At 70.4% G+C, this 26808-nt stretch carries 24 protein-coding genes; 13 read left to right on the forward strand and 11 right to left on the reverse strand.

Annotated elements, in window-relative coordinates; genetic code table 11:
• Positions 1-129 precede the first annotated feature (129 nt).
• Positions 130-1614, forward strand: coding sequence for a L,D-transpeptidase family protein (locus MMSR116_RS21895; protein WP_010686372.1), 1485 nt, complete (start codon positions 130-132; stop codon positions 1612-1614).
• Between the two features lie 172 nt (positions 1615-1786).
• Here MMSR116_RS21895 and MMSR116_RS21900 read toward each other — a convergent pair whose 3' ends face one another.
• From MMSR116_RS21900 to MMSR116_RS21950, 11 genes are all read right to left on the reverse strand, one after another.
• On the reverse strand, positions 1787-2260 hold the full coding sequence (locus MMSR116_RS21900) for a hypothetical protein (RefSeq protein WP_158169099.1): 474 nt from the start codon (positions 2258-2260) through the stop codon (positions 1787-1789).
• A 321-nt stretch (positions 2261-2581) separates the two neighbouring features.
• The gene (locus MMSR116_RS21905; RefSeq protein ID WP_010686370.1) at positions 2582-3712 is read right to left on the reverse strand and encodes an L-talarate/galactarate dehydratase; all 1131 of its coding nucleotides are present in this window, start codon (positions 3710-3712) and stop codon (positions 2582-2584) included.
• 142 nt (positions 3713-3854) lie between these two features.
• Complete coding sequence (locus MMSR116_RS21910) at positions 3855-4028, reverse strand: YqaE/Pmp3 family membrane protein (RefSeq protein ID WP_010686369.1); 174 nt, start codon at positions 4026-4028, stop codon at positions 3855-3857.
• Between the two features lie 129 nt (positions 4029-4157).
• Positions 4158-5762 (reverse strand): cytochrome c, encoded by a 1605-nt coding sequence (locus MMSR116_RS21915; protein WP_010686368.1) that lies wholly within the window; start codon positions 5760-5762, stop codon positions 4158-4160.
• A gap of 34 nt (positions 5763-5796) precedes the next feature.
• The gene (locus MMSR116_RS21920; RefSeq protein ID WP_010686367.1) at positions 5797-6129 is read right to left on the reverse strand and encodes a hypothetical protein; all 333 of its coding nucleotides are present in this window, start codon (positions 6127-6129) and stop codon (positions 5797-5799) included.
• A complete protein-coding gene (locus MMSR116_RS21925) occupies positions 6129-6626 on the reverse strand; it encodes a TspO/MBR family protein (protein ID WP_010686366.1) in 498 nt (165 codons plus the stop codon). The genes MMSR116_RS21920 and MMSR116_RS21925 overlap by 1 nt, the downstream gene beginning before the upstream one ends.
• Positions 6623-7849, reverse strand: a complete 1227-nt coding sequence (locus tag MMSR116_RS21930; protein WP_010686365.1) for a geranylgeranyl diphosphate reductase — start codon at positions 7847-7849, stop codon at positions 6623-6625. The genes MMSR116_RS21925 and MMSR116_RS21930 overlap by 4 nt, the downstream gene beginning before the upstream one ends.
• 4 nt (positions 7850-7853) lie before the next feature.
• Complete coding sequence (locus MMSR116_RS21935) at positions 7854-9185, reverse strand: BCD family MFS transporter (protein ID WP_010686364.1); 1332 nt, start codon at positions 9183-9185, stop codon at positions 7854-7856.
• Positions 9185-10069, reverse strand: a complete 885-nt coding sequence (gene chlG / locus MMSR116_RS21940) for a chlorophyll synthase ChlG (protein ID WP_010686363.1) — start codon at positions 10067-10069, stop codon at positions 9185-9187. Before chlG ends, MMSR116_RS21935 begins: the two co-directional genes overlap by 1 nt.
• A gap of 491 nt (positions 10070-10560) precedes the next feature.
• The gene (gene ppsR, locus MMSR116_RS21945; RefSeq protein WP_010686362.1) at positions 10561-12006 is read right to left on the reverse strand and encodes a transcriptional regulator PpsR; all 1446 of its coding nucleotides are present in this window, start codon (positions 12004-12006) and stop codon (positions 10561-10563) included.
• A gap of 29 nt (positions 12007-12035) precedes the next feature.
• Complete coding sequence (locus MMSR116_RS21950) at positions 12036-12929, reverse strand: cobalamin B12-binding domain-containing protein (RefSeq protein ID WP_010686361.1); 894 nt, start codon at positions 12927-12929, stop codon at positions 12036-12038.
• 316 nt (positions 12930-13245) lie between these two features.
• On the opposite strand from MMSR116_RS21950, the gene bchF reads away from it, so the two are divergent.
• From bchF to acsF, 12 genes are read left to right on the forward strand one after another with little or no spacing between them, the layout of a single operon-like run.
• The gene (bchF, locus tag MMSR116_RS21955) at positions 13246-13752 is read left to right on the forward strand and encodes a 2-vinyl bacteriochlorophyllide hydratase (RefSeq protein ID WP_010686360.1); all 507 of its coding nucleotides are present in this window, start codon (positions 13246-13248) and stop codon (positions 13750-13752) included.
• Complete coding sequence (locus tag MMSR116_RS21960; protein ID WP_010686359.1) at positions 13749-15023, forward strand: ferredoxin:protochlorophyllide reductase (ATP-dependent) subunit N; 1275 nt, start codon at positions 13749-13751, stop codon at positions 15021-15023. The genes bchF and MMSR116_RS21960 overlap by 4 nt, the downstream gene beginning before the upstream one ends.
• A gap of 4 nt (positions 15024-15027) precedes the next feature.
• On the forward strand, positions 15028-16620 hold the full coding sequence (gene bchB, locus MMSR116_RS21965) for a ferredoxin:protochlorophyllide reductase (ATP-dependent) subunit B (protein WP_010686358.1): 1593 nt from the start codon (positions 15028-15030) through the stop codon (positions 16618-16620).
• Positions 16595-20299 carry a magnesium chelatase subunit H gene (locus MMSR116_RS21970; protein WP_010686357.1) on the forward strand — a complete coding sequence of 1235 codons (3705 nt, stop codon included), beginning with the start codon at positions 16595-16597 and terminating at the stop codon, positions 20297-20299. Before bchB ends, MMSR116_RS21970 begins: the two co-directional genes overlap by 26 nt.
• On the forward strand, positions 20296-21189 hold the full coding sequence (gene bchL, locus MMSR116_RS21975; RefSeq protein ID WP_010686356.1) for a ferredoxin:protochlorophyllide reductase (ATP-dependent) iron-sulfur ATP-binding protein: 894 nt from the start codon (positions 20296-20298) through the stop codon (positions 21187-21189). Before MMSR116_RS21970 ends, bchL begins: the two co-directional genes overlap by 4 nt.
• Positions 21189-22061: a magnesium protoporphyrin IX methyltransferase gene (gene bchM / locus MMSR116_RS21980; protein ID WP_010686355.1), complete on the forward strand. Its 873-nt coding sequence runs from the start codon at positions 21189-21191 to the stop codon at positions 22059-22061. The genes bchL and bchM overlap by 1 nt, the downstream gene beginning before the upstream one ends.
• Positions 22058-23485 (forward strand): BCD family MFS transporter, encoded by a 1428-nt coding sequence (locus MMSR116_RS21985; RefSeq protein ID WP_010686354.1) that lies wholly within the window; start codon positions 22058-22060, stop codon positions 23483-23485. The genes bchM and MMSR116_RS21985 overlap by 4 nt, the downstream gene beginning before the upstream one ends.
• Positions 23486-23503: 18 nt before the next feature.
• Positions 23504-24283 carry a photosynthetic reaction center subunit H gene (gene puhA, locus MMSR116_RS21990; RefSeq protein ID WP_010686353.1) on the forward strand — a complete coding sequence of 260 codons (780 nt, stop codon included), beginning with the start codon at positions 23504-23506 and terminating at the stop codon, positions 24281-24283.
• The gene (puhB, locus tag MMSR116_RS21995; RefSeq protein WP_010686352.1) at positions 24280-24930 is read left to right on the forward strand and encodes a photosynthetic complex putative assembly protein PuhB; all 651 of its coding nucleotides are present in this window, start codon (positions 24280-24282) and stop codon (positions 24928-24930) included. The genes puhA and puhB overlap by 4 nt, the downstream gene beginning before the upstream one ends.
• An 11-nt stretch (positions 24931-24941) precedes the next feature.
• The gene (gene puhC, locus MMSR116_RS22000; RefSeq protein WP_010686351.1) at positions 24942-25427 is read left to right on the forward strand and encodes a photosynthetic complex assembly protein PuhC; all 486 of its coding nucleotides are present in this window, start codon (positions 24942-24944) and stop codon (positions 25425-25427) included.
• Positions 25427-25723, forward strand: a complete 297-nt coding sequence (locus MMSR116_RS22005) for a hypothetical protein (protein WP_010686350.1) — start codon at positions 25427-25429, stop codon at positions 25721-25723. The genes puhC and MMSR116_RS22005 overlap by 1 nt, the downstream gene beginning before the upstream one ends.
• Positions 25720-26808, forward strand: coding sequence for a magnesium-protoporphyrin IX monomethyl ester (oxidative) cyclase (gene acsF / locus MMSR116_RS22010; RefSeq protein WP_010686349.1), 1089 nt, complete (start codon positions 25720-25722; stop codon positions 26806-26808). The genes MMSR116_RS22005 and acsF overlap by 4 nt, the downstream gene beginning before the upstream one ends.

The raw sequence follows: 26808 nt of genomic DNA on the forward strand, positions 1-26808 counted from the left end.
GTGCAGTGTTGCGCCTGCGTCCTTGCGGTAAGGAAGGTGCAAGCTTAACGAGCGTATTGGGTTGGGGAGTGGCGCCCGACGTCGGCTAATCAAAGCCCGCGGGCGCGCGTAGGACGATTGAGGTTCCCCATGACGGCGCGTCTCGCGACTGCGCGGATTCTGGCGGCCGCTTCCCTGCTGGCCCTCTCCCTTGCCGCCTGCCAGGACGGGTCCGGGATCAACGGACCGAGCGCCCGCAGCCTGGCGCCGATCGCTCCGCAGACGCTGGCCCTGATGCAGACCAAGGGGATGCAGCAATCCGATCCGATCCTGATCCGCACCTATAAGAAGGAAGCGGAGATGGAGGTCTGGAAGCGGGGGAGCGACGGCCGCTACGCCCTCCTCAAGACCTACCCGATCTGCCGCTGGTCCGGCCAGCTCGGCCCCAAGACCCGCGAAGGCGACCGGCAGGCGCCGGAGGGTTTCTACACGATCACGCCGGGCCTGATGAACCCGAATTCTTCGTATTATCTCTCGTTCGATACCGGCTTCCCCAACGCGGTCGACCGGGCCAACGGGCGCAGCGGCAGGTACCTGATGGTCCACGGCACCTGCTCGTCGGCGGGCTGTTTCGCCATGACCGATGCGACCATTGCCGAGATCTACGCGGTGGCCCGCGAGGCCTTCATCGGCGGCCAGCGCAGCTTCCAGTTCCAGTCCTACCCGTTCCGGATGACGGCCGAGAACATGGCCAAGTTCCGCAACGACCCGAATATCGGGTTCTGGCGGAACCTGAAGGAAGGCTCGGACTATTTCGAAGCCCTGCGCGAGGAGCCGAAGGTCGGCCAGTGCGGCACCAAGTACGTGTTCGGCGGCGCCGACGCGGCGGCGGGCTCGTGCAAGCCAAAAATCGATCCCCAGGTGGCCGAGAAGAGCGAGCGCGACGAGCGCGCCGTCACGGACCTCGTCGCCAAGGGCACGCCGGCTGTTCGAGTTGTTTACCAGGATGGCGGCCAGAATCCGGTCTTCCGTCCGCAGAACGCGAGCGCCTTCGCGAGCCTCGGCGGCACCGAGACGGTGCTGCCCTACGACGCCAAGGAATACGGCCGGCACAACCTCGGCGACGTGAGCCGCCCCGAGACCCTGGCGGCAGGGCCGCAGGAGATCGAGGTCGGCCCGAAGGGCCAGCCGACAATGCTGGCGGGCGCGGAGCCGGTACCCGCGAAGGCGGTGAAGGCCGGCGCCAAGGGCGCGGTCAAGCCGGCGCCCGCGACCCTCATGGCGAACCGTGTCGAACCCGACGCCAGGGTCGATACCACCGCCGCGCTCCCCGAGAAGCCCGCACGGATCGCGGTGGCGGACGCGGACGGCGATCCGAGCAGCTATCAGAAACTGTTCGGCAAGCTGTTCGCGAAGGACAATCCGGCGCCGTCGCCGACTCCGGCTGTCGACGCCGCCGTGGTGCCGGAACCGGTCAAGGTCGCGCACGCCGTGGAGGCGCCGCCGAAGCCGAACGCCAAGGCGCATACCGCAGCCCACCCGATGAAGACCGCGAAGGTCGAGGCCAAGGGGGACGGCAAGGCCGAGGCGAAGCTCGCCCTGCGGAAGGGCGAAGCCGAGAAATCCAAGCCCTGAGGCGACGTCTCGGATGGCTCATCCGGGCTCCCCGATCCCGCCGGTCCCAGACGCGCAAGCGCCCGGACGGGGGCCGGGGAGGGTGTTTCCCGTCAGGACGAACGGACCGCTCCGGGCCAGACCTCATCGCCTCGACCGCGCACTCGACCTTCGGTCCAGATGCGTCGCCCGTTCATTTCACATCGGGCGCGGGGCGGCCCGATTTGCAGGCGTCCAACATCCGGGCGTGCAGATGTCCGAGGCCAGCGAGATCGACATCTTCGGTGATCGCCTCGTGCCAACGGTCGAGGATACGGATCCTGAACCTGTGGCCGCGCAGAATCTCGTCGAATACGTCGCCTTTAAAATATAGATTGCCCTCGTTCTGCATGTCGGCAGACGGAATTACTGGCGTTGAAGCGGGCCCATCGTCGATCCGGTATTGATAGTTAAATATCGAGTTTTTCGGCAGGCCCGTGACGGTCAGGCGCTCCAGGCCGACCTGGATGCGGGACGGCGCTTTCGGGACCGCGACGCAGTCCGATCCGTTCGCGGCCCTGTCATCGACGCGATTCAGAGCCCAGTTGCCTTCACTGAGAAGTGTCGGGCTGCCCTGCTCAGAAGCCGCGACGGCTGCGGCCCAACACGAGACGGCCGCGAGTGCCAAGAGTCTCATCCGGATCCTGCTTCCTTCCCTCCGACGCGATCCGGGAGCTTGGCTCCAGGGATCGAGCGTGCCGCGTAGCTGACCTTGAACGCGGTCGCCGTCCGCACGTTCATCGATTCAAGCAGGGACGGGATGGGACGGGCGTCTGATGAAGCGCGCGAGGCTCGCGGCTTGGCGCCAGCCTCCAGCCTGCGAGGGTCCCGCGATCCGAACCGCATCGAGCATCCCCGCGCCGTGAGCAGGGCAGCGACCCGAAAGCGACCGAACGATCGTCAGTCGCTTTCGCGCCGAGGCCGGGTCCGGCTGATCGGATGTCGCTGCTCAGCCCAGGCTGCCAAATCCCGCCGTCTCGCGCGTCCAGGCAAGTGCCTGCTCGCTCAGGGACAGGCCGAGCCCCGGCCGGGTCGGCACCAGCATGCGTCCGTCTTCCAGGTCCAGGCGCTCGTTGAACAGCGGCTCCAGCCACTCGAAATGCTCGACCCAGGGTTCCCGCTGCATCGCGGCGGCGAGATGGATGTGAAGTTCCATGGAGAAATGCGGCGCGATCGTCAGTCCGGCGAACTCGGCGAGCGTCGCGATCTTCAGGAAGGGCGTGATGCCGCCGACGCGCGGGGCGTCGGGCATCAGGAAGTCCGCGCCGCCCTGGCGGATGAAGTCCCAGTGCTCGGACACGCTGGTCAGCATCTCGCCGGTCGCGATCGGCGTGTCGAGGGCAGCGGCCAGCGCAGCGTGGCCGGCCGCGTCGGTGCAGTCGAGGGGCTCCTCGATCCAGATCAGGTTGAACCGCTCGAAGGTCCGGCCCATCCGCATGGCGGTCGGCCGGTCCCATTGCTGGTTGGCATCGACCATGAGGGGGAAGACGTCGCCCAGGTGTTCGCGTACGCGGGACACGCGCCGGATGTCCTCGGCCCAGTCCGGCTGGCCGACCTTCAGCTTGATGCCGCCGATGCCCTTCTTCCGGGACCGGTCGGTGTTGACCAAGAGTTCCTCCAGCGGCGTGTGCAGGAAGCCGCCGGATGTGTTGTAGCAGCGGACGCTGTCGCGCTGCGCCCCGAGGAGCTTGGCCAGCGGCAGGCCGGCCCGTCGCGCCTTCACGTCCCACAGCGCCACGTCGAAGGCACCGATCGCCTGGACGGCGAGGCCGCTGCGGCCCGCGGAGGCGCCGGCCCAGGCGAGCTTGTCCCAGGCCTTGGCGATGTCGCTGGGATCCTCACCGAGGAGTGCCGGGGCGATCTCCCGGGCATGGGCGAACTGCCCCGGGCCCCCGGCGCGCTTGGAGTAGCTGATCCCAAGGCCGCGATGGCCTTCGCCGCTCTCGACCTCGCAGAACAGGATCGCGATCTCGGTCATCGGCTTCTGGCGGCCGGTGAGCACCTTGGCGTCGCTGATCGGCGTCTGGAGCGGCAGGGCGACGGACCGCAGGCGGATGCCTGTGACGGTGTCCTGAATCATGCTGTCGTCCCGGGAGCTTGAGCGCCGCGCGCGTCGCGGCCGCCCCATGGGTGACGCCGTTCGATCCGGGTGTCCAACACTGGTGATGCATCGATCGATGCGCGCCCGGCATCGCTCCGAGGGTCCGGCCGGGCGACGGCGCTCAGACCAGGGGGCGATCGCGGTTCATCAGCCACAGGGCGTGGACAGTGCCGGGCAGCCAACCCAGGATCCACAGCACGATGTTGAGCAGGAACTGCAGGCCGAAGCCCGTCGTGACGAGGACGGCGATGGGCGGGAAAAAGATCGCGAGCAGAATGCGAACGAGGCTGGACACGGACACTCCGGGGCTGGGGCTGGACAGTCCCCGCTCAAACGAAGCGCAACGGTGTCCGTTCCCAGCGATCACCGGCCCTTCGGTCCGGGGCCACGCAGGCAGCCCCGGACGGATGTTGGGAGAGAGGCCTCAGTTCTTCCCGGCCGGCGGCGTCGTGGCGGTCGGCACGTTTGCCGCCTGCTTCTCCGGGTTCTTCACCTGGCTGTAGGCGACGTTGGCGAAGGTGCCGATCACCGCGGGCCAGCTCGGCTTGCCGTATTGCGGGTCGTCGCGACCCACCTTGCAGAAGGCCGTTGTCAGCGCGTTGACGACGTCGTCGTCGGTGGCGCCCGTCGAGGCTCCCTTGATCTGCGGCACCAGCCGGACCAGCGTCGGCACGAAGTCCTGCTGCTTCACGCCCCTGAGGGTGTCCTGCACCTTGAGCTGGTCGAACGCAGCCTTCAGCTTGTCCTGCTCGATCTCCGCGCAGGGGGCGGTGCCGGCCAGCATGGTCTTGGTGGCGGCGCGGGCATCCGAGGCCTTGTCGCCGGTCACCGGCGGAGCCTTGTTGCCCCACGAGTTGCGGATGTAGTCGGTGACGTTCTTCACCTCGACGTCCGTCATCTGCTGGCCGATCGCCACCATCGGAGCGAGGCCGCTCTGGGCCGCGAGGCCGCCGTAGATCACCCGCAACACCGTCTCGGGCCCCTCGGACTGGACGGAGGTGTTGCCCGCGAGCGCCGGCACCGCGCCCTCGATTCCCTTCCCGTCGGGCTGGTGGCAGGAGGAGCAGTAGGTCAGGTAGGTCGAGGCGCCTGGCGCCCCGGGGGCGTCGAAGGCCGCGAGGTCCTTGGCCTTGTAGGTCTGCTTGGCGGGGATCGTGCGCAGGTAGGCGACCATCGCCTTGAGATCCTCCTCCTTCACCTTGGAGAGGGATTCCATGATGGTCTGGCGCATCGGGCCGGCCGCGACGCCGGGTCGGTCGCCCGGGGCGGTGCCGGTCTTGAGGTAGGTGACCACCTGCTCGTCGGTCCAGGCGCCGATGCCCTGATGGCCGTCCGGCGTGATGTTGGGAGCATACCAGCCGTCGATCACGCCGCCGCCGAAACGGCCGGCAAAGCTTGAATTACCGACGATCTTATTCTCGTTGTGACACATGGCGCAGTGGCCGAGCCCCTCCACGAGGTAGCCCCCGCGGTTCACCTCGGCGCTGGCGCCCGGATCCGGCTTGAAGCGCTCCTCAGTGAAGAACGCCGTCCGCCACGTGACCAGCGCGGTGCGGACGTTGAACGGGAACGGGATCTGGCTTTCCTTGCGCTTCTCGCTGACCGCCGGAATCGATTGCAGATAGGCCCAGATCGCCTTCGTGTCCTCGTCGCTGACCTTGGTGTACCAAGCGAACGGGAAGGCCGGGTACAGGTAGCCAACATGCTTGCTGTAACCCTGCCGGAACGACTTCTCGAAGTCGGCGTAGGCGTAATCGCCGAGCCCGGTCTCCTTATCGGGGGTCAGGTTGGGGGTCATGATCACGCCGAAGGGCATGTTGAGCGCGTAGTTCCCGGCGAGGTACTTGCCGCCCGGCGCCGTGTGGCAGGCCGCGCAGTCGCCCATGGTCACGAGATACTTGCCGCGCTCGATCTGGTCGGACGACCCGTCCTGCGCGAGGGCCGGCCCGGCCAGGAGCAAACCCGCAAGGAGCGGGCCGGAGGCCCAGCCGCGGGGGAGGGTGTTCGGGCGCTCGGTCGTGCGCGTCATGGCAACCTCCCGCGAGTCTTTAGAGTTCTTTCAATCAGGTGACGCGCGTGAACGCGGCCGTTCGCGGCGTTGTTCCGGTTTGCGCCCGGCTGCGGCGTTGTGCCGTGGCCGCCCGGAAGCGCAGCACGAGGTCGACCAGATGGGCGACGAGGCCGGCGAGCATCCACCCGGCGACCGCCGTCCAGCCGGCTCCTACCAGCGCCGCCCGCAGGGCCAGCATCAGCGCGGCGCCGGAGGCCAGATTCGCCAGCAGGGACGGCAGCGGCGGCCCGCCCCGGCGGCCGAGCCAAGCGAGGACAAGCGCCTCCCCGGCCACGAGCAGGAGGATGACGTCGACGATCCGCCCGGAGGCGAACAGCGCCTCCATCATGCCGGCTCCCCGAAGGGCGCGTTGAGGCGCACGATCCGCAGGTTGAGGCAGGCCGCCACGCTGACCCAGGCGAGATAGGGAAGGTTGAGGAGACCCGCCCCGGTGGAGACGCGGCCCGTGACCAGGACCAGCACGGCGATGGACAGCCACAGGGCCGCGATCTCGGCGAGGGCCCAGTCCGGCCGGCGGAACCGGAAGAACAGCATGCTCCAGGCGATGTTGAGGAGACCGTTCGCCGCGTAGGCGGCGAGCAGCACACCCCGCGCAGCCGGATCGGTATCGCCGGCCCAGGCGAGGACCGCCGCGGTGGCGGTGAGGGCGAAGATCACCGCCCAGACCGGCCCGAACGCCCAGTCCGGCGGCTTCCAGGCCGGGACCCGCAGGCGCCGGTACCACGGACCGGTGGTGGTCGCGAGGCCGCCGGCCGCGGCCACCAGCGCGGCGGCGACCGACGCAACCGCGGGCGGCCCCAGATCGGCGAGGCCGAGGCTCACGGCGAGACCCAGCGGAACAGGTGGGCGAGGTCCTTGAAGAAGATCCGCGCGTGGGCGGCGGGCTTCGCGCGGACCAGCTCCTTGTTCATGTAGCTGTCCCAGGTGAGCTGCTGGACATCCTTGTCCCGGCAGATCGAGACGAAGCGCTCGCGCAGCCCGTCGCTGCGGTACCAGACCCACTGCATCATCCCGAGGATCCAGAACACGCGCCCGTGCAGCTTCATGAACTGCCTGCGCGCGCCCGCGAGGGCGCGCGCGTCCCCGGTCCGCAGGAAAGCGGCGCCGGCCTCGGCCGACAGCCGCCCGCCGAGCATCGCGTAGTAGATCCCCTCGCCGGAGGCCGGCGCGACCACGCCGGCAGCGTCGCCCGCGAGCAGCACGTCCCGACCGTTGTCCCAACGCTTCAGCGGCTTCAGCGGCAGCGGGGCGCCCTCGCGGCGCACGGTCTCGGCTCCGTCTAGGCCGGTGGCGGCGCGGAGGGCCCGGATCGAGGAGCGCAGCGAGAAGCCCTTCCTGGCGCTGCCGGTGCCGATGCTGAGCGTGTCCCCGTGGGGGAAGATCCAGCTGTAGAAATCCGGCGAGTGGCGGCCCTGGTAGTAGACGTCGCAGCGGCTCGGCTCGACCGACTCGGCCCCCGGCGCTCCGGCCTGCGGCACCCGCAGGATCTCGTGATAGGCGAAGACCTGCCGCATCTTGTCATGGCCCGGTACCTCAGCGCGGCCCACCGGCGAGCAGGCCCCATCGGCACCGATGACGAGGCGCGCCCGCACGGCGTGGCGGGCGAGACTGCCCCCCGCGCCGGTGGTGAAATGGACGAGCGGCGGCCCGTCATCGGGCCGGGTGATCCGGTCGTAGGCGGCTTCGCGCAGGTCGGCGCCGGCCGCCTCGGCCCGGGCGCGCAGCCATGGGTCGAAATGCTCACGGTCGACCATGCCGACGAAGCCCTCGCCGACCGGCATGTCCACGGCCTTGCCGCTCGGCGCCACCATCCGGGCGGACCGGATCTTCGCCACCAGGAGTGCGTCGGGGATCGCGAAGTCGCGGATCAGCCGCGGTGGGATCGCGCCGCCGCACGGCTTGATCCGGCCGGGCTTGTCGAGGAGCAGCACCGCGTGGCCGGCCTGGGCGAGGTCGGTCGCCGCCGTGGCGCCCGCCGGCCCGCCGCCGACCACGACGACGTCATAGGTGTCGCGACCGGGGCCGCCGTCGTCCAACCGAGCCATGGCCTCACCTCACGCTGAAGGCAGGTTCGAGCGACACCGGGACCGGTGCCGGGGTGGAATCGAGCCGCGCCGCCAGGACCACCGCGACGAGGAACAGCACGCCCTCAGCGGCGAAGACCGCCGCGTAGGCGTGAACGGGTTCGGCGGTGACGAGCCGGACCGCATCCACCGCCACCGCCCCGAGGAAGCCGCCGGCCCCGAAGGCGACGCCCTGCGCGGCGCCCCACACGCCCATGCGGGTGCCGCGCTCCCGTGCGTCGCCGCGGCCGGCGAGCGCCATCATCGAGCCGATGGCGGCGACCGCGTAGGCGCCGTTGGCCACCCCCAGGGCGAAGACCGTCTCGCGCAGGGGGAAGTCCGATCCGGCGGCAGCGCCGCTCGCCAGGGCGAAGAGGGCAGCCGCCGAGCCGGCGCAGCCGATCCCGATCCAGAGCCGCAGGGAGGCCAGGGGGGTCCCGCGGGCCGCGAGGGTCACCGCGGCCACCAGCAGCATGCCGGCGAGCACGCCGCCGTGCTGGAGGCCGGCGAGCTTGGTGGTGGCGCCGGGACTCATCGCGAAGACGAGGCCGGCATAGGGCTCCAGGATCAGTTCCTGGGCGCTGTAAGCCAGCATCGAGACGAAGACGAAGACCGTGAAGGTCCGGGCCACGGGATCGGCCAGCACCTGGGTCAGCACGGTGAAGAACGGCCGGCGCGCCTCCGGGGCCTCCGGGGCGCGGGCCGGCAGGCGGCGCTCGACGCCCGTGACCGCGAGCGCCGCCACGCAGAAGGCGACGAGCGAGACCGTGCCGGAGACCGCCACGAGCCGCAGGCCCGAGAACGGGTCGAGGAAATGCCCGGCCAACGGCGCTGTGATCGCGAAGCCGACGATCATCATCACCCAGACGATGGTAGCGGCCGCGCCCCGCCGAGCCGGCGCCACGCCCCCCGACAGCAGGACGAGGAGGGAGGTGCCGGCCGCCCCGACACCCATGCCGACGCACAGGAAGGAGACGGCGGCGACCGCCAGACCCAGGGCGAGGTTCTCGGCCGCCAGCGCGGTGCCGCAGGCGGCCCCGAACCCGCCGAGGCAGAGGGCCGCCATGCCGCCGACGATCCAGGGGGTGCGCCGCCCGCTCCGATCGGAGCCGTAGCCCCAGCGCGGGCGCAGCACCTGCACGGCATAGTGCAGGGCGACCAGCAGGCCCGGCACGAAAGCGGGGAGCGCCAGTTCCACCACCATCACCCGGTTGAGGGTGGCGGTCATTAGCACGACGACGCTGCCGAGCGCGGTCTGGACGAGGCCGAGACGGATGATCTGGGGCCAGCCGAGGCCTGCGTTCGGGTCCGATGCCATCAAACCCCTCCCACCAGCGGCCGCAGGGCGAAGGCCGCGACCAGCATGCCGAGCACGTAGAGGGTGGTGCCGGTGCCGTTGTACCAAGCCGCCCGCTCCCGGGGGCTGTCGAGGAACCGCACCATCAGGGCGAACTGGCCCGCCAGCAGCGCCGCCACGAGGCCGGCATGCCAGTACCGCTCCCAGCCGACGAGGAGCGCGATCACCGCGACCTGCGGCAGCGCCATCACCAGGCAGGCGAAACGCGCCGCGCGTTCCGTGCCCATCTGTACCGGCAGCGACAGCAGGCCCATCCGCCGGTCGCCCTCGACGGACTTGAAATCGTTGAGGGTCATGATGCCGTGGGCGCCGGCCGCGTAGAGAAGCGCGACGACGAGCACCCGCCGGTCCGGCAGGGCCGCGGCCATCACGGCGGCGCCGGTGAACCAGGGCAGCCCCTCGTAGCAGAGCGCCACCGCGGCGTTGCCCCACCAGCCGTTCCGCTTCAGCCGCACCGGCGGGGCCGAGTAGATCCAGGCCAGGATCAGCCCGAACAGGGCGGCTCCGAGGATCCAGGGCCCGAGCGCCGCTGCGACCGTCAGCGACAGGCCCGTCCAGCCCAGGGCGAGATAGAGGCCCCAGCGACCGGGGATGCGTCCCGAGGGAATCGGCCGGTTCGGCTCGTTGATGGCGTCGACGTGTCGGTCGAACCAGTCGTTCGCGGCCTGGCTGGTGGCGCAGACCAGCGGCCCGGCCAGCAGCACCCCGGCGGCGATCACCGGCCACTGGCCGTGCGCAGGTTGCCCCGATGAGATCACGCCGCAGGCGAAAGCCCACATCGGCGCAAACCACGTGATCGGCTTCAGCAGCTCGATGACTGCGCTCGGGGCGGGCGTGGCGGCCATACCGGGAGGCTACCGGGGCCGGCAGAAGTGTCAAGACAGATTTACACGACGTGGCGGATAGCGCGCAGGCTTTGTCGGATGAATACAGCGGCGAGATAAAAATACATTATCCCGCTGGCGTGCCCGCCGCGCATGCAGGGACCGGCAGCGCGACGGTTCTTCGCGGTTGGCGCGCCGTGCGACCGGCATCGTCGGCGACGGCAGGTCGACTCCGGCCTCCCCTTCGTATCGACGCACCGTCGCCAATCCACCCAGTCATCCCGGCGTCGCGGAGCAGAGCCCGAGATCCGGATCCGCCGATCGGCCAGAACCTGACACCGGCCGCCGCTCCGGATTCGAGGCGCGCCTCGGACCGACGGGTCGTTTCATCGACGGCGATTCCGCAGTGGGCACAGCTGGATGTGATGCGCGCGACGCGCTGCCCGCGGGCCATGCTGCTCACAGACCCATGGCCGTAAATCAGGTCCCCGCCGTCACCCGACCCGGCTGGATCAGACCTCCTCGGCCTGTCCGTCCAGATCGCCGACGCCGTAGCGACGCATCTTCGCGTAGAGGCCCTGCCGGCTCAGGCCCAGCATCTCCGCCGCCGAAGCGCGGTTGTCCCGGGTGATCCGCAGAGCCGCCTCGATGCAGAGCTTCTCGATCAGATCGGTGGTCTCGCGGACCAGGGTCTTCATCGAGACCCGGCCGACCAGCTCCGCCATCTGTTCCACCGAGCGCGGCACCTCTCGCCCGAGGCCGAAGCGCCCGTCCGGGATCCGCCGCGGGGCGGGGCGGACGGCGAAGCCGAGGCACGGGCGGGATCCCGCCACCGAGACGGCGGCGACCTCGACATCCTCGATCCCGCCGAAGGTCCCGCGGATGACGGTGGCGAAGCGGCGCACGGCGCCGTGATCGACGAGCGTCGCGAACAGGGCCTGCGCCTCGGTCTCGTCGCGGCCGAGCCACTGGTCGAGGCTGCGTCCTCGCGCCTGCCCCTCGGTGGCGAGTTGGGCAAGCTCCAGGAAGGCGGCGTTGGCGGTCAGCACCCGCCGGGCCGGATCGGTGAGGACGAAGCCTTCTGGCATCGCCTCGATCACCGCGCGGGTCGGCGCCTCCTGGTCCGCGCCCCCCTCCGCCACCGCCGGATCGGTCACGAGTCGCATCAACGCGCTGGCGCCGCCCTCGCCACGGAACAGCGATGCCGAGACCGTTACCTCGCCGCGCCCGTGGGGCAGGACCGCGCGAACTTCTCCGGCCTGGCCGGTCGCCCGCAGCGCGGCGAACTGCGCCTCCAGGGCGCGGGCGCTGGCAGGGTCGAACAGGTCCACCGCGTCCTGGCCGGCAATGCGCTTGGCGGGACGCCCGAGCAGGCGCGCCGCAGCCGGGTTGGCCTCAGAGACCCGGCGCGTCCCGGCATCCACCACGAGGACCGGCTCGCCGGCGATCTGAAACAGCAGCCGGTAGCGGGTCTCGGCGGCGCGCAGGCGGTCATAGTCCCGTTCGAGCGCCTGCTGGGTTTCCATGAGCCGGCGCTGTAGCGCCGCCACGGCCCGCATGTCGCGCCCGAGCACCAGGATCGGGCCGCCCTCGGCCGGGCGTATCGAGGCGTAGCGAATCGGCAGGTCGATGCCGCTGGGCGAAGGATGGTTGATCTGGCGCCAGCGCGTGATGCCCTCGGGCCCGGCGTCGCGCAGCAAGGCATCAACCTTCGGCCGGCTCTCCACCGTCACGGTGTCGACCCAGCGCCGGCCCAGCCAGCCGGGAATGTTCTCGGCCTCGAGATCGGTACCGATCGTCGCGTCCCGGATCACCCCGTCGGCGTCGATCACCAGCGACAGGTCGGCGGAGGCCGCAACGATCCGCCCGACCGCCTCTCCGTCGAGGTGGCCGGCCACCTGCTGCAGGGCCGCGGGCGGCTGCTGCGGGGAGGGGCGAGGCTGGGGCGTCACGGTCACCGCAATGTGATCTTTGAGGTATCACCCTTTCAGCAGGCCAATGCCCGTCTGTCCAGCAAAGCTTCCGCCGCGGCGGGTGCCAGGCACGCGTCCGACGCGCAGGCATCCGCCCCGACGATCCCCGCCTCGCCGCCGTGGCGCGCGAAATACGGGCCCCCGACAAGCACGCGGATGTCCGGATTGCGGGAGGCTCGCCGCACATCCGTAACCGTTTCCGAGAGGGCCGGCAGCAGCACGTCGCAGGAGAGCGACAGGCCGACCACGTCGAACCAGTCGGCTCCGAGGAGATCCAGCGGGTCGAGGCCGGGACCAGGCACCGCCGTGGTCACGTCCCAGCCGGCTTCCCGGAAGAAGCTCGCCACGATCGACAGGCCGAACCTGTGGGTCTCGCCGGGGCAGGGAAGGAGCAGGACACTGCGCCCGTTGGCAGGCACCGATTCGCTTTCCAACTCCGTGCAGAGCCGGCGACTCACCGCCTGGAGCCGCCCGAGCGCTTCCGTGACGGCGAGGAAGTCGCAGGCATCCTCCTCCCAGAGCGCGCCGAGGTGCCGCGCCGCCGGGGCGAGCAGGTCGAGGAGGAGGCGGGCGAGGGGCAGGCCGCCGTCGCGAAGGGCCTCGACCTGGGCGTCGAGATCCACAGGTCCGGGGGCGAGGAGCAGAGCGCTGAACGCGGCGATCTCCTGCGGGCTCGGGCCGCGCTCGCGATGCCCGCGCCGGCCAGTTGCGGGACGATGGGCCAGCATAAGACGGGGCAGGATCTCGGCCTCGACCACCCGCGCCAGGGCGTCCGGGAGCGCCCGCTGCGGCTCGGACCAGACCAGCGCCGCGTCTCTGAAAACGGGGGCGGCCTCGCCCGCGGGCCCGCAGCCTGCCGACGGCGGACCGTATTCCAGGCGCTCGCCGAAATGCCTCCAGTCTCCCATCGGCATCCCTCCCTGCACTGGCCCCGGCCCGGAAAGAGCCGGCGGCTGCGCTTGCGAATCGGGTGCGGCGTTGCTCGCCTGTCTATTCTTTGTCTTCGTCGGCCCCTGGATTCAAACAGCCAAGTCGCCACAATGTCCGACAGCGCCGGTGACGATACGCTTCCTGACGAACTTGGCAATGATCTTAGAGAAAGAAAAAATATCGGTGCTCCTGTCAGCGCGCAAAAGCGTCAAGCGCACTTGACACTTCTGGGACCCCGGACCTAGCCTCTGTCAACGACGGTGCCACTGGCGCCGAGCGAAGGGGGGCGGAAGGATGGGTCCCGAGGACCGGCCGGCACGACCGCTCTACACGCCCGCCGAGCGGCAGCGGCGCGACGCGTCACCCTGGACATTCGTGCAGGGTGTGCTGGCCCCCGTGCAGTTCGCGATCTTTCTGGTGAGCGTCGTTCTGGTGCTGCGCGCCCTCGTCTCCGGACAGGGGCAGGGGGTCGCCGAATTCTCGGTGGTCGTGAAGACCCTGGCGCTTTACGCGATCATGGTCACCGGCTCGATCTGGGAGAAGGCGGTGTTCGGCCGGTGGCTGTTCGCCCCGGCCTTCTTCTGGGAGGACGTGGTCAGCATGCTGGTGCTGGCCCTGCATACGGCCTACCTCGCCGCCCTCGCCGCGGGCGCCCTGGATGGCCAGGCCCTGCTCCTCCTCGCGCTGGCCGCCTACGCGACCTACGTCATCAATGCCGGGCAGTTCCTGCTGAAGCTGCGCGCCGCCCGTCTCGAAGGCGCCGGACGCCCCGCGCCGCGCCTGGTGGAGGCGCTGCCGTGAACGCTCCCCTGATCCACCAGACCGGCTGCGGCGGCATCGACCTGCATCAGGAGCACGGGCAGCGGGCCGTGTTCTGCGGGCTCACCGGCATCGTCTGGCTGCACCGGAAGATCCAGGACGCGTTCTTTCTCGTGGTCGGTTCGCGCACCTGCGCGCATCTGATCCAGTCCGCCGCCGGCGTCATGATCTTCGCTGAGCCGCGCTTCGCGACCGCCATCATCGACGAGCGCGACCTCGCCGGCCTCGCCGACGCGAACGAGGAACTCGACCGAGTGGTGACCCGGCTGATCGAGCGCCGACCGGACATCAAGCTCCTGTTCCTCGTGGGCTCATGCCCATCGGAGGTGATCAAGCTCGACCTGTCCCGAGCGGCGCAGCGCCTGTCGGGCCGGCTCGCTCCCGTGCGGGTGCTGAACTATTCGGGCTCCGGCATCGAGACGACCTTCACGCAAGGGGAGGATGCCTGCCTCGCGGCCCTCGTGCCGGATCTGCCCCGCGAGACCGAGACCGCCGCGCCGTCGCTCTTGGTCGTCGGCGCTCTGGCCGACGTGGTGGAGGATCAGTTCTCCCGGATGTTCGCCGCGATGGGCATCGGGGATGTCCGGTTCCTGCCCGCCCGCCGGGCCGGCGCGATGCCGGCCGTGGGGCGCGGGACCCGCTATCTGCTCGCCCAGCCGTTCCTGACCGACACGGCCCGCGCCCTCGACGAGCGCGGTGCCCGGCGGCTCGCCGCGCCGTTCCCGCTCGGGGCCGAGGGCACCACCGGCTGGCTGCGGGCGGCGGCCGAGGCGTTCGGCGTCTCCGAAGAGGCATTCGACCGGGCCACGGCTCCGGGTCGCGCCCGCGCCGAGACCGCCCTCGCGCCGCACCGGGACAGACTCGGCGGCAAGCGCATCTTCTTCTTCCCCGATTCGCAGCTCGAGGTGCCGCTCGCCCGGTTCCTCGCCCGGGAGCTCGGCGCGGAGCTCGTGGAAGTCGGGACGCCGTACCTGCACCGCGCCCATCTCGCCGCCGAGATCGAGCTTCTGCCCGCGGGCACGCGGGTGACGGAAGGCCAGAGCCTCGACGACCAGATGGACCGCTGCCGCGCGACCCGGCCGGACCTGACGGTCTGCGGGCTCGGCCTCGCCAACCCGCTCGAGGCGGAGGGGTTGTCGACCAAGTGGTCGATCGAGCTGCTGTTCACGCCCGTGCAGGGCTACGATCAGGTCGGCGACCTCGCCGAGCTGTTCGTGCGCCCGCTCCGGCGCCGTGCCTTGCTGGAGGTGTAGCGCCATGCAGCTCACCCTCTGGACCTACGAGGGACCTCCCCACATCGGCGCGATGCGCGTCGCGACGGCGATGTCCGGGCTGCACTACGTGCTGCACGCGCCCCAAGGCGACACCTACGCCGACCTGCTGTTCACCATGATCGAGCGGCGGGACGCGCGCCCGCCCGTGACCTACACGACCTTCCGGGCGCAGGATCTCGGCCGCGACACCGCGCAGATCTTCAAGGAGGCGGTCTCGGCCGCGTACGCGCGCTTCCAGCCGCAGGCGATGATCGTCGGCGCCTCCTGCACCGCCGAGCTGATCCAGGATGATCCCGGCGGGCTCGCCAAGGCCCTCGACCTGCCGATCCCCGTGATTCCGCTGGAGCTGCCCGCTTACCAGAAGAAAGAGAACTGGGGCGCGTCGGAGACCTTCTACCGCCTCGTCCGGGCGCTCGCCGGAGCCCCCGGATCGCGCTCCGCCCGTGAGCCTGGACAGCAACCGCTCTGCAATATTCTGGGTCCAACGGCGCTGGGATTCCGCCATCGGGACGACCTGATCGAGATCCGCCGGCTGCTCGATTCGCTGGGCATCGCGGTAAATGTCGTCGCGCCGCTGGGTGCCACGCCCGGCGATCTCGGCCGGCTCCGGGCGGCCGACTTCAACGTCGTGCTCTATCCCGAGACCGCCCGCTCGGCCGCGGAGTACCTGAAGAAGAGTTTCGGGCAGCCGTTTACGCAAACCGTTCCGATCGGCGTCGGCGGCACGCGCCGCTTCGTTGAGGAGGTGGCGGCGCTTGCCGGGATCGACCCGGCACCGGTGCTCGACGGCCCCGGCTCGCGGCTGCCCTGGTACTCCCGCTCGGTCGACTCGACCTATCTCACGGCCAAGCGTGTCTTCGTGTTCGGAGACGCCAGCCACGCGATCGGCATCGCCCGGGTCGCCGCCAAGGAGCTGGGCTTCACCGTCGTCGGGCTCGGGACGTACGGCCGCGAATTCGCCCGCGAGGTTCGCGCCGAGGCGGCCGAGCACGGCCTCGAGGCGCTGATCACCGACGACTACCTCGATGTCGAGGCGGCGATCCGCGCGGCCGCGCCGGAACTGGTCCTCGGCACCCAGATGGAGCGCCATGTCGCCAAGCGGCTCGGCATCCCCTGCGCGGTGATCTCCGCGCCGGTCCACGTCCAGGATTTCCCGGCGCGCTACGCGCCGCAGATGGGTTTCGAGGGCGCCAACGTCCTATTCGACACCCTGGTCCATCCGTTGATGATGGGCCTCGAAGAGCACCTCCTCGGCATGTTCCGGGAGGATCCCGAGTTCCACGACGGCGTCGGCCCCTCGCATCTCGGCGGCAAGTCCTTCGGGACTCCGGCGGACGGGGCGCTTGAGGCCGCGGAACGGGCGCCGGCCGACACCCCTCCGACGCCGACGCCCGTTCCGATTCTGCTGGACCGCGCGGCCTCTTGGTCGCCGGAAGCCGAGAAGGAATTGAAAAAAATCCCGTTCTTCGTGCGGGGCAAGGCGCGCACCAACACTGAGACCTTCGCCCGGGAGCGGCACCTGCCGCTCATCACCGTCGAGACCCTCTACGATGCCAAAGCGCATTACGGCCGCTAGGCCGCCGATCCGCGTCGTCATCGTCACGCTCGACAATCACTTGGCGAGCGCGGTGGAACGGGCGCGCCTGCGTCTCCGGACCGAGATGCCCGGGCTGATCCTGGGCTTCCACGCCGCCGCCGAGTGGGACAACGATCCCGCGACCCTGGAGGCCTGCCGGGCCGACATCGCGCAGGCCGACATCGTGCTCTCGGCCATGCTGTTCATGGACGAGCATGTCCGGACGATCCTGCCGGCGCTCGCTGCGAGACGGGACGGCTGCGACGCGATGGTCGGCTGCCTCTCGGCCGGCGAGGTGGTGAAGACCACGAAGCTCGGCCGCTTCGACATGAGCGGCACCAAGCGCAGCGCCCTCGACTTCCTGAAGAAGCTGCGCGGCAAGCCCGGCCAGCAGGGCAATGCCGGCCGCCAGATGGCGCTCGTGCGCAAGCTCCCGAAGATTCTGCGCTTCATCCCGGGCTCGGCCCAGGACGTGCGCGCCTATTTCCTGACCCTGCAATACTGGCTCGCGGGCTCGGACGAGAACGTCGCCGCCCTGGTCCGCTTCCTCGTGCACCGCTACGCGGCCGGCGAGCGGGCCGCCTGGCGCGAGGGCCCGGCCGCCCCGCCCCCCCTCGACTACCCTGAGACAGGCCTCTACCACCCGCGCCTGCCCGGCCGGATCGGCGCCGACCCGTCGCGGCTGCCGCGGCTCCCCGGCGCGAGGGGCCGCGTCGGCCTGCTGGTGATGCGCAGCTACGTGCTCGCCGGCAACACCGCCCATTACGACGGCGTCATCGCGGCCTTGGAGGCGCAGGGCCTCGACGTGGTGCCGGCCTTCGCCAGCGGCCTCGACAACCGCCCTGCGGTGGACGCCTTCTTCATGAAGGACGGGCGCGCCGCGATCGACGCGATGGTCTCGCTCACCGGCTTCTCGCTGGTTGGCGGACCCGCCTACAACGACGCCGCCGCCGCCGAGGCGATGCTGGCCCGGCTCGACGTGCCCTATCTCGCCGCCCAGGCGCTGGAATTCCAGACGCTCGAGCAGTGGGAGGCGGGCGACCGCGGCCTGTCGCCGGTCGAGGCGACCATGATGGTCGCGATCCCCGAACTCGACGGCGCCACCGCCCCGATGGTGTTCGGCGGCCGCTCCGCGAATTCCGGCGCCGACAACGCCCGGGACATGCGGGTTCACCCCGAGCGCGCCGCCCGGCTCGCCGAGCGGGTGGCGCGGCTAGTGTCGCTCCGCCGGACCGCGAAGGCCGAGCGGAAGCTCGCCGTGGTGCTGTTCAACTTCCCGCCGAATGCCGGCGCCACCGGCACGGCGGCGTTCCTGTCGGTCTACGCCTCGCTCCTCAACACTTTGAAGGGGCTGGCGGCGGACGGCTACATGGTCGAAGTGCCGGAGAGCGTCGACGCCCTGCGCGCGGCGATCCTCGACGGCAATGCCAAGCGCTACGGCACCCAGGCCAACGTCCACGCCCGCATCCCGGCCGAGGACCATCTGCGCCGCGAGCCCCACCTCGCCGAGATCGAGGCCCAGTGGGGCCCGGCACCCGGCCGTCACCAGACCAACGGCGCCGAACTCTTCGTGCTGGGCGCACGATTCGGAAATATCTTCGTCGGGGTCCAGCCGGCCTTCGGCTATGAGGGCGACCCGATGCGGCTGCTGTTCGAGCGCGGCTTCGCGCCGACCCACGCGTTCTCGGCCTTCTACCGCTACCTGCGCGAGGATTTTGCCGCCGACGCCGTGCTGCATTTCGGCACCCACGGGGCGCTGGAATTCATGCCCGGCAAGCAGACCGGCCTGTCCGAGGCCTGCTGGCCGGAGCGGCTGATCGGGGCGCTGCCCAACGTCTATCTCTACGCGGCCAATAACCCGTCCGAGGGGACGCTCGCCAAGCGCCGCTCGGCGGCGACGCTGGTCAGCTACCTGACCCCGAGCCTCGCGGCGGCCGGACTCTACCGCGGTCTCATCGACCTCAAGAGCTCGATCGAGCGCTGGCGCGGACTCGGCCCCGAGGCGGGCCCCGAGCGCGGCAGCCTTGCCGAGCTGATTCAGCAACAGGGCGCGGCGGTCGATCTCGTGGCCGCGGAGCCCCCATGGAGCGGCGATCTGGAGGCGCGGGTCTCCGGCCTCTGGACCGCTTTGCAGGAACTGGAGCAGACTCTGATCCCGCACGGCCTGCACGTGGTCGGGGAGGGCGTGTCGCCGGAAGAGCGGGTCGACCTCCTGCTCGCCCTGGCCGAGGCTTCGCACGGACTGAGGCCGGACCAAGCCGGCATCGCCGCATTGGTCGCCGGGGCCGGGATCGAGTCGGCGCTCGCGGCCTCCGGCCTGCCCGCGGACCCCGAGACCCGCGCCGCCTTCACGGCCCTCGCCAAGTCCGAAAGCCTGCTCGCCCGGGATCACGAGGTTCCGGCCCTGCTGCGGGCGCTCGACGGCCGCTTCGTGCCGCCGGTGGCGGGCGGCGACCTGCTGCGCAACCCGGCCGTCCTGCCGACCGGCCGCAACCTGCACGGTTTCGATCCCTACCGCCTGCCCTCGGCCTTCGCGGTGGCCGACGGCGCCCGGCAGGTCGCCCGCATCCTCGAGCGCTTCGCGGCGGACGGGAAGCCCTGCCCGGAGAGCGTCGCCCTCGTCCTGTGGGGCACCGACAACCTCAAGAGCGAGGGCGGCCCAATCGCCCAGGCGCTGGCGCTGATCGGCGCCGCGCCCCGCTTCGACGGCTACGGCCGCCTGAGTGGCGCCGAGTTGATCCCGCTGGAAACCCTCGGCCGCCCGCGCATCGACGCGGTGGTGACGCTGTCCGGGATCTTCCGGGATCTGCTGCCGCTGCAGACGAAGCTCCTGGCCGAAGCGTCCTTCCTCGCGGCGACCGCCGACGAGCCGCTCGAGCAGAACTACGTCCGCAAGCACGCACTCGCCATCCAGGCCGAGCAGGGCTGCGACCTGGAGACGGCGGCGTTGCGCGTCTTCTCCAACGCCGAAGGCGCCTACGGGGCCAACGTCAACCACCTCGTCGATTCCGGGAACTGGGACGACGACGCGGAACTCTGCGAGACCTTCTCGCGCCGCAAGAGCTTCGCCTACGGCCGAACCGGCCGCCCGGCGCCGCAGCGCGCCCTGATGCAGGCGGTGCTGGCCTCCGTCGATATGGCCTACCAGAACCTCGACTCGGTCGAGGTCGGCGTCACCTCCGTCGACCACTACTTCGACGGGCTCGGCGGCATGGGCCGGGCGGTCGCCCGGGCCAAGGGCGAGTCGGTGCCGATCTACATCAGCGACCAGACCCGCGGGGAGGGGCGCGTCCGCTCCCTGGAGGAGCAGGTGGCGCTGGAGACGCGCACCCGGATGCTCAACCCGAAATGGTACGAGGGCCTGCTCGGCCACGGCTACGAGGGCGTCCGCCAGATCGAGACCCACCTGACCAACACGGTCGGCTGGTCGGCCACGGCCAACGCGGTCCAGCCCTGGATCTACGAGCGGATCACCGAGACCTACGTCCTCGACAAGGACATGCGCGAGCGCATGGCCGCCTTGAACCCCACCGCCTCCGCCAAGGTCGCCCAAAGGCTGATCGAGGCGCACCGCCGCGGCTTCTGGACTCCTGACGCAGAGATGCGCGACGCCCTCGACCGGGCCGAGGAGGAGCTGGAGGACCGCCTGGAAGGCGTCACCGCAGGAGTGGCCGCATGAACATCGCGATCCGCAATCCCGTCGTCGCCCGGAAGGAGGAGGGGAGCGTCCAGGTCGCCCTCGATCCGGACATCCGCATCGAGACCGCCAAGGTCTTCGCGGTCTACGGCAAGGGCGGGATCGGCAAGTCGACCACCTCGTCGAACCTGTCGGTAGCCTTCTCGAAGCTCGGCAAGCGGGTCCTGCAGATCGGCTGCGACCCGAAGCACGACTCGACCTTCACGCTGACCAAGCGCCTCGCCCCCACGGTGATCGACGCCCTGGAGGCGGTGAACTTCCACTCGGAGGAGCTGCGCGTCGAGGATTTCGTGGTCGAGGGCTACAACGGCGTCATGTGCGTCGAGGCCGGCGGCCCGCCCGCCGGGACCGGCTGCGGCGGCTACGTGGTCGGCCAGACCGTGAAGCTTCTCAAGGAGCACCACCTCCTCGAAGACACCGACGTCGTCGTCTTCGACGTGCTGGGCGACGTGGTCTGCGGCGGCTTCGCCTCGCCGCTCCAGCATGCCGACCGGGCGCTGATCGTCACCGCCAACGACTTCGACTCGATCTTCGCCATGAACCGGATCGTCGCGGCGATCCACGCCAAGTCCAAGAATTACGGCGTGCGGCTGGGCGGCGTCATCGCCAACCGCTCGGCCAAGACCGACGAAATCGACCGGTTCAACGACGCGGTCGGGCTGAAGCGGCTCGCCCACTTCCCCGATCTCGACGTTGTCCGCCGCTCGCGGCTCAAGAAATCGACCCTGTTCGAGATGGATTCCTCGCCGGAACTCGATGCCGTGACCGCCGAGTACATGCGGCTCGCCGAGACCCTCTGGGCCGGCGCCGAGCCCTGCGAGGCACAGCCCATGAAGGATCGCGACCTGTTCGAGTTTCTGGGATTCGACTGATGGCCAGCGCCAGCTACGACGCCCGCCGAGGCGAGCTGACCACCTATTTCGACCGCACCGCGGTCGAGGCGTGGTCGCGCCTGACCTCGGACGCCCCGGTGAGCCGGATTCGCGCCACCGTGCGGGCCGGGCGCGACGCCATGCGGGCGACGCTGCTGTCCTGGCTGCCGGCCGACATGACCGGCCTGCGCCTGCTCGATGCCGGGTGCGGCACCGGCGCGCTGAGCGTCGAGGCGGCGCGGCGCGGGGCCGAGGTGGTGGCGATCGACGTCTCGCCGACGCTGATCGGGCTGGCGCAGGAGCGGCTTCCGGCGATCGCCGGAGCCGGACGGATCGATTTCCGGGTCGGCGACATGCTCGATCCGGCGCTCGGCCGCTTCGACCACGTCGTGGCAATGGATTCGCTGATCCACTACCGCGCCGGCGACATCGCCCGGGCGCTGGCCGTGCTGGGCGCGCGCACGGACGGGTCGGTGCTGTTCACGGTGGCGCCCCGCACCGCGCTGCTGACGCTGATGCACGCAGCCGGACAGTTCTTTCCGCGCAGCGACCGCTCGCCTTCCATCGTGCCAGTGACCGAGCGCGGGCTGCGGCGGCGGATGTCTTCGGAACAGGCCCTCGACGGCTTCGCCTGGGTGCAGAGCCATCGGACCAACAGCGGGTTCTATCTCTCGAACGCCATCGCGCTGACGCGCACCCAACGTGTCTCCCAACCTCACCCTCATCCTGAGGTGCCGGAGCGCAGCGGAGGCCTCGAAGGAGCCCTCCAGCCAGCCCCGCGATCCCTGGAGGGCTCCTTCGAGGCTGCTCCGCAGCACCTCAGGATGAGGGGGATGAGGGGGATGAATGGGACGGAGGGATCCGTCCGATGAAGTCCAGCCGCGCCCTCACCGCCGCCCTCATGCGCCTCGGCCCGGCGATCCTGCCCTTCGCGGATGCCGCCACCGTCGAGCTGCCTCTGGGCCGCCTCCTGCGCCTCGCTCTGTTCCAGGTCACGGTCGGCATGGCCGCGGTGCTGCTGATCGGGACCCTCAACCGGGTGATGATCGTCGAACTGGGCGTCCCGGCCTGGATCGTCGCGGTGATGCTGGCCCTGCCACTCATCTTCGCACCGCTGCGGGCGATCGTCGGCTTCCGATCGGACACGCACCGCTCGGTGCTGGGCTGGCGGCGGGTGCCCTACATCTGGTTCGGCACGCTGCTCCAGTTCGGCGGGCTGGCGATCATGCCGTTCGCCCTCCTGATCCTGTCGGGCGACACGACCGGGCCGCTCTGGGTCGGCGACCTCGCGGCGGCTCTGGCCTTCCTGCTGGTCGGCGCAGGGCTCCACACCACCCAGACAGTCGGGCTGGCGCTCGCCACCGACCTCGCCCCCGCCCATGCGCGTCCGAAGGTGGTGGCACTGCTCTGCGCGGCGCTCCTGTTCGGCATGATGGCGAGCGCCGTGCTGTTCGGCCTGTTCCTGGCCCATTTCTCGCCGGTGCGGCTGATCCAGGTGATCCAGGGCGCGGCTTTGGTCACCATCATCCTCAACGGGATCGCCCTGTGGAAGCAGGAGCCGCGCGATCCCAACCGGACCCGCGCGGCGCCGCAGCGCGACTTCCGCGCCTCCTGGAAGGCTTACGCCGGCGAGGGCACCGCCCGGCGGCGCCTTATGGCGATCGGCCTCGGCACCGCGGGCTTCTCGATGCAGGACATCCTGCTCGAACCCTATGGCGGCCAGATCCTGCATCTGTCGGTCGCCGCCACCACGGCCCTGACCGCGCTGCTCGCGGCCGGCGGCGGCCTGGGCCTCCTGATCGCGGCCCGCTGGCTCAACCGCGGCGGCGATCCGTTCCGGGTGTCGGCGGTCGGGGCCGGGATCGGCATCCTGGCCTTCTCGGCGGTGGTGTTCGCCGCGCCGCTGGCCTCGGCTGACCTGTTCGCCGCGGGCGTGAGCCTGATCGGCCTCGGCGGCGGCCTGTTCGCCCACGGCACGCTCACCGCCTCGATGAACCGCGCCGGTCCGGAGGATACGGGTCTCGCGCTGGGCGCCTGGGGCGCCGTGCAGGCGACGGCCGCCGGATTGTCGATCGCCGCGAGCGGCCTCGTGCGCGACGTGGGCGGCGCCATTGCCCAGTCGGGGGTCCTCGGCGAGGGCATGAACGAACCGGCGATCGGCTACCTGATCGTCTACCACATCGAGATCGCCCTGCTGTTCGCCGCGCTCCTGGCCCTCGGGCCGCTGGTGCGGGAGGACGCGCGCGCGGAGACGCAACACCGGCTCGGCGGCGATCTTGCCGGCCGGGCAGCCTGAGACACGGGGAGGACAGCCATGCCAACCGGCGCACTTACGGGTTATGTCGACGTCGCCCAGGTCGTGCTCTACGCGTTCTTCTTCTTCTTCGCGGGGCTGGTGTTCTGGCTGCGCCGCGAGGACCGACGGGAGGGTTATCCCCTCGAGAACGAGGCCGTCGGGCGCCGCAAGGCGGTCGATCCCTTCCTGATCCCGCGGTCGAAGGCCTTCCACCTGCCCGGCGGGGAGACGACCTATGCGCCGCAGGCGGTCCATGGCCGCGACGACATCGAGACCGGCATCCCGGCCCGCAAGGTCGAGCCCTGGCCGGGCGCGCCCTACGAGCGGACGGATGCGTCGCTTCAGGCCGGCGTCGGCCCCGGCTCCTGGGTGCTGCGGCACGACGTCCATGACCGGACCTGGGACGAGGAGATCCGCATCGTGCCCCTCCGGGTGGCGAAGAACTTCGTCATCCACGAGGACGGACCGAACCCGATCGGCATGACGGTGTTCGGCACCGACAACGCCGTGGCGGGCGTCGTCAGCGACGTCTGGGTCGACCGCGGCGAGTCGCTGATCCGCTACTACGAGGTGGAGCTTTCCACCGGCGGCCGCCGCCTGATGCCGGCCACCTTCTGCCGGGCGGGCGGCTTCACCAAGACGGTGAAGTCCGAGGCGTTGCTCGCCAGCCAGTTCGCCGACATCCCGGCCACCCGCGACCCCGACAGCGTGACCTTCCTGGAGGAGGAGCGGATCATGTCCTACTTCGGCGCCGGCACGCTCTACGCCACGCCGGCCCGCGCGGAGCCCCTGATATGAGCGGCGACTTCCTCCCCGAGGGCACCCTGCGGGGGCTGCCCGGCCCGCTGCCGGCGGGCGAGCGCATCCTGTGGCAGGGAGCGCCGACCACATCGGGCCTGCTCGTGCGGGTGTTCCACGCACGCTTGGTGATCGCGTGGTTCGCGATCTGCGCCCTGGCCTTCGGATTGGCCGCTGGCGGGCCAGGGGCAGCGCTCAAGGTTGTCGGACCGACGCTGATGGTCGGCGCGGTCGGGCTCGCACTGCTGTGGCTGTTGGCGTGGCTCACCCACCGCACCACGATCTACACGATCACCAATCGTCGAATCGTGCTGCAGGCCGGCATCGCCCTGCCGGTGACCCACAACCTGCCCTTCGCGCAGATCGAGACCGCGTCCCTGCGCGCCTTCACCGACGGGAGCGGCGACGTACCGCTGCAGTTGCGGCCGGGCCTGCGCATCGCCTACCTTCAGCTCTGGCCGCATGCCCGGCCCTGGCGTCTCGCACGGACTGAGCCCATGCTCCGGTCCGTGCCGGAGGCCGACGCGGCGGCGGCGCTGCTGGCGCGCGCGCTCGCGGCCCATGCCGACGGTGCGGCGCCGCCGGTCCGGGTCGCCCGGCTGGGCCCGGCAAACGAGAATCCCGGCCGCCTCGTCGCGGCCGAATAAGGGAGGGGGCGATGGGCGATCGGGCGGACACCACCGGCCGAACGACGGGACCGGCGCCGGCGCTGCTGATGATCGGCGTCGGGGCGATGATGGGCTTCACCATGCTGGCGGTCCTGGTCGGCCGGAGCGAGAAGATCGGCCTCGTCGCCCTGCCGCCCGCGAAGCCCGTGGCCCGGCTGGAATTCCGCGCCGAGGATCAGGTCGACGGCTCGATCGCCCTGCGTGACGTCGCCGACCGGCACATCGTCGCCTGGGTCCGGCCCGGCGAGGACGGCTTTCTGAGGGGGACCCTGCGGGGCCTCGCCCAGGCCCGCCAGCGCGAAGGCCTCGGGCCGGAGAAGCCCTTCAGCCTGACCCGCTATGATGACGGCCGCCTTGCGCTGGCCGACGAGGCCACCGGCCGCCGGGTGCCGCTGGAGGCCTTCGGGCCGACCAATGCGGGCGCCTTCGCCCGCCTGATGCCCGCCCCGGGCGTGCCCGCCACGGAGACGCGGTGATGGGCCTGTTCGGCAGCCGCACCGTCACCGTTCCCTGCACGGTGGAGATCGAGCAGACTCCCGAGAGCCTGCACGCGCACGTCACCCTGGATGCCGGCTTCGAGATCGAGCCCGGCGACGCGGTGCAGGTGCACGACGCACCGACCTCGGTGCCCTACGGCGAGCGGCTCACCGTGCGCCGTACCGCCACCGTCACCCGGGCCGGCGCGCTGGAGCGGGCCTGGACCAAGCTCATCGCCCATCTTGAGCTGACCGAACTCTACGAGGTCAGCTTTTCCGAGAGGAGGAAGCTGTGAACGCACCCGTCCCGCCACCCTCCGGCCAGCCCATCCCGAAGACTCCGGTCAACGAATCGACACGGGCCGCCCAGGAGACGACCTTCCTCAGCCCGCGCTTCTACACGACCGACTTCGACGAGCTCGACCGCACGAATGTCGAGCCGGTGCGGCGCGACTGGGATATCCTGATCGCCGAGCTGCGCGCCGACCCGAACAAGCGCCACTTCACCCGCAACGAGGAGTTCGACTGCGACCTGTCGCGGATGGAGCCCGAGCTGCGGAAGGAGTTTTTGGATTTCCTAGTCTCGTCCATCACGGCGGAATTTTCCGGCTGCGTCCTCTACGCGGAGATGAGGAAGCGGGCTAAGAACAAAGATATCAAAGAGCTGTTCGGCTTCATGAGCCGCGACGAGGCGCGTCACGCCGGCTTCATCAACGACACGCTCAAGGATTTCGGCATCGGCGTGGACCTGGGCTTCCTCACCAAGTCCAAGAAATACACGTTCTTCCGGCCGAAGTTCATCTTCTACGCCACCTATCTGTCTGAAAAGATCGGCTACGCCCGCTACATCACGATCTTCCGCGAGCTGGAGCGGCACCCGGAGCGGCGCATCCACCCGATCTTCAAGTGGTTCGAGCTGTGGTGCAACGACGAGTTCCGCCACGGCGAGGCCTTCGCGCTGCTGATGCGGGCGAACCCGAAGCTGACGAGCGGCGTGAACCGCTACTGGATCCGGTTCTTCCTGCTGGCGGTCTTCGCGACGATGTACGTGCGCGACCATCACCGCCCGGCCTTCCACGCCGCGCTCGGGGTCGACCCCAGCGACTACGACTTCAAGGTCTTCCGGATCACCTCGGAGATCTCCCGCCAGACCTTCCCGCTGGAGCTCGATATCGACAACCCGAAGTTCAAGGCGGGGCTCGACCGGCTGCTCGCCTGCTCGCGGGCGATCGCCGACGCGAAGGCGAAGGGTGGGCTCATCGGCAAGGTCCTGCAGGGTGTCCACGCCGCCCGGGCGGCCGTGACCTTCGCGCGGCTGTACCTGCTGCCCGTCAAGGCCAACGCCCTGCCGGCCGACATCCGCCTCCAGCCGGTCTGGTAG

Origin of the sequence: Methylobacterium mesophilicum SR1.6/6, from assembly GCF_000364445.2 — a bacterium.
Lineage (GTDB): Bacteria > Pseudomonadota > Alphaproteobacteria > Rhizobiales > Beijerinckiaceae > Methylobacterium > Methylobacterium mesophilicum_A.

Excerpts from the sequence above, each read along its gene's own strand:
- bchM (WP_010686355.1), top strand. The coding sequence starts at position 21,189 with ATGGCCAGCGCCAGCTACGACGCCCGCCGAGGCGAGCTGACCACCTAT.
- MMSR116_RS21935 (WP_010686364.1), bottom strand. The coding sequence starts at position 9,185 with ATGGCATCGGACCCGAACGCAGGCCTCGGCTGGCCCCAGATCATCCGT.
- bchF (WP_010686360.1), top strand. The coding sequence starts at position 13,246 with ATGGGTCCCGAGGACCGGCCGGCACGACCGCTCTACACGCCCGCCGAG.
- chlG (WP_010686363.1), bottom strand. The coding sequence starts at position 10,069 with ATGGCCGCCACGCCCGCCCCGAGCGCAGTCATCGAGCTGCTGAAGCCG.
- MMSR116_RS21905 (WP_010686370.1), bottom strand. The coding sequence starts at position 3,712 with ATGATTCAGGACACCGTCACAGGCATCCGCCTGCGGTCCGTCGCCCTG.
- MMSR116_RS21915 (WP_010686368.1), bottom strand. The coding sequence starts at position 5,762 with ATGACGCGCACGACCGAGCGCCCGAACACCCTCCCCCGCGGCTGGGCC.
- puhB (WP_010686352.1), top strand. The coding sequence starts at position 24,280 with ATGAGCGGCGACTTCCTCCCCGAGGGCACCCTGCGGGGGCTGCCCGGC.
- MMSR116_RS21985 (WP_010686354.1), top strand. The coding sequence starts at position 22,058 with ATGAAGTCCAGCCGCGCCCTCACCGCCGCCCTCATGCGCCTCGGCCCG.
- MMSR116_RS21920 (WP_010686367.1), bottom strand. The coding sequence starts at position 6,129 with ATGGAGGCGCTGTTCGCCTCCGGGCGGATCGTCGACGTCATCCTCCTG.
- bchL (WP_010686356.1), top strand. The coding sequence starts at position 20,296 with ATGAACATCGCGATCCGCAATCCCGTCGTCGCCCGGAAGGAGGAGGGG.
- puhC (WP_010686351.1), top strand. The coding sequence starts at position 24,942 with ATGGGCGATCGGGCGGACACCACCGGCCGAACGACGGGACCGGCGCCG.
- MMSR116_RS21970 (WP_010686357.1), top strand. The coding sequence starts at position 16,595 with ATGCCAAAGCGCATTACGGCCGCTAGGCCGCCGATCCGCGTCGTCATC.
- bchB (WP_010686358.1), top strand. The coding sequence starts at position 15,028 with ATGCAGCTCACCCTCTGGACCTACGAGGGACCTCCCCACATCGGCGCG.
- MMSR116_RS21930 (WP_010686365.1), bottom strand. The coding sequence starts at position 7,849 with ATGGCTCGGTTGGACGACGGCGGCCCCGGTCGCGACACCTATGACGTC.
- MMSR116_RS21895 (WP_010686372.1), top strand. The coding sequence starts at position 130 with ATGACGGCGCGTCTCGCGACTGCGCGGATTCTGGCGGCCGCTTCCCTG.
- puhA (WP_010686353.1), top strand. The coding sequence starts at position 23,504 with ATGCCAACCGGCGCACTTACGGGTTATGTCGACGTCGCCCAGGTCGTG.
- MMSR116_RS22005 (WP_010686350.1), top strand. The coding sequence starts at position 25,427 with ATGGGCCTGTTCGGCAGCCGCACCGTCACCGTTCCCTGCACGGTGGAG.
- MMSR116_RS21950 (WP_010686361.1), bottom strand. The coding sequence starts at position 12,929 with ATGGGAGACTGGAGGCATTTCGGCGAGCGCCTGGAATACGGTCCGCCG.